Source organism: Candidatus Symbiopectobacterium sp. NZEC135 (genome assembly GCF_025962695.1).
Map to the genome: position 1 here is coordinate 1 of NZ_JAGFPF010000495.1, position 1317 is coordinate 1317.

Genomic DNA, 1317 nt, shown 5'->3' on the forward strand with positions numbered 1-1317 from the left:
CGAACCGGTAATGGCGAGTTGCTGATTGATCGGTTGCAGCGACAAGGCGCTAATTAATGCGCACAGCTCGGCCAGCGATGCACTGTCACCATCGACTTCACTGTAGGACTGCTCAAACACCAGCGATGCGGAGAAGGGCAGTTGTTGCTCAAGCTCCAGTTCGGAAATCAGAAATGCCTGCATGATCATCATGCCCTTGGCGTGCAAATTACCCGCCAGTTCAGCTTTGCGATCGACATCGGTAAATTCGCCATCGCCAGGATGAACAACACAGCTAATGCGTGTGGGTTCACCAAATGCCACCGGATGGCCGGGGTATTCAAGCACCGAAAGCCCGTTGATTTGGCCAACGACTTCGCCCTCGGTTTCGATCACTATCTGTCCCAGCTCAATTTCGTCATGCATACGCTCGGCCAGATAGCCTTCTCGCCAGCGTTGGGCTGCGATCGCATCCGTGATGGTTTGCGCAGTGATATGCGCTTCCTGAGCGTAAATGGCAATGTGCTTGAGCTGATGCGTAAGCCACTGCGGACAAAGCGGCAGGCTGCCCTGATCGCCGCTGTAGCGCACGGCTAATTGCAGCAGTGAAGGCCAGGCATCCGCTGCGAGCAAGGGGAGATGATTGGCGGTGCATAACGCATTAATGTATGCACACCAGCGTGACATATCCTCTTCGTCAATCAGCGGCAACTCGGATTCAAATTCACCGTACACGGCCAAGTCACGCAGGTCGGGTTCAATATCATGCAGATCGCCAAGGCTTTCGCGGTCGCCGACCACCATCAGCCGAATATTCATCGGCATTGACGGAATCGCGAGAGGCAAAGGACGCCTTTCATCCGGTGAAAGCCAATGGTATTGGCCTTCTGCGATAATTTGCTTTAAGCGTAACCACAGTAGCGGTTGTGCTAACAAGGTTCGCGCAGTCAGGATCAACGTCCCGCCATTGATACGGTGTAATAATCCGGGTTGCAGGCTAATGCGTTCCTGAAAATAACGGACACAGCCGAATAACTGTTCTGCTTCGATCCATGCCTTGAACTCGCATGCCTGCTGGGCCGCGAAATTATCGTCAAGTTGCTGCGCCGGTTGAATATCAATCCGATCGTGCTCAATACGATAACGGCTGCCGCGCGGGGCCGCGATCGGTGGGCACAGATGCCTTACCGCTCCGGTAATGAGCGCGAGGTAATCATGGGTCTCTTCTGCCTTCACCAACATATAGGGAGACGGTGAGTGAGGATGGCAAAATACCTTCAGGCTATCTGCCAGCCGGGGCTGAAGCGCAGCAAAATCCAGCGATTCAAGCGTGTCTGC

General features: G+C 54.2%; 1 protein-coding gene. It reads right to left on the reverse strand.

Features of this window, described 5'->3' with window-relative positions; all coding sequences use genetic code 11:
* The coding region (locus J5224_RS28210) for an AAA family ATPase (RefSeq protein WP_264628420.1) at nt 1–1317 on the reverse strand (1317 nt) is incomplete at both ends.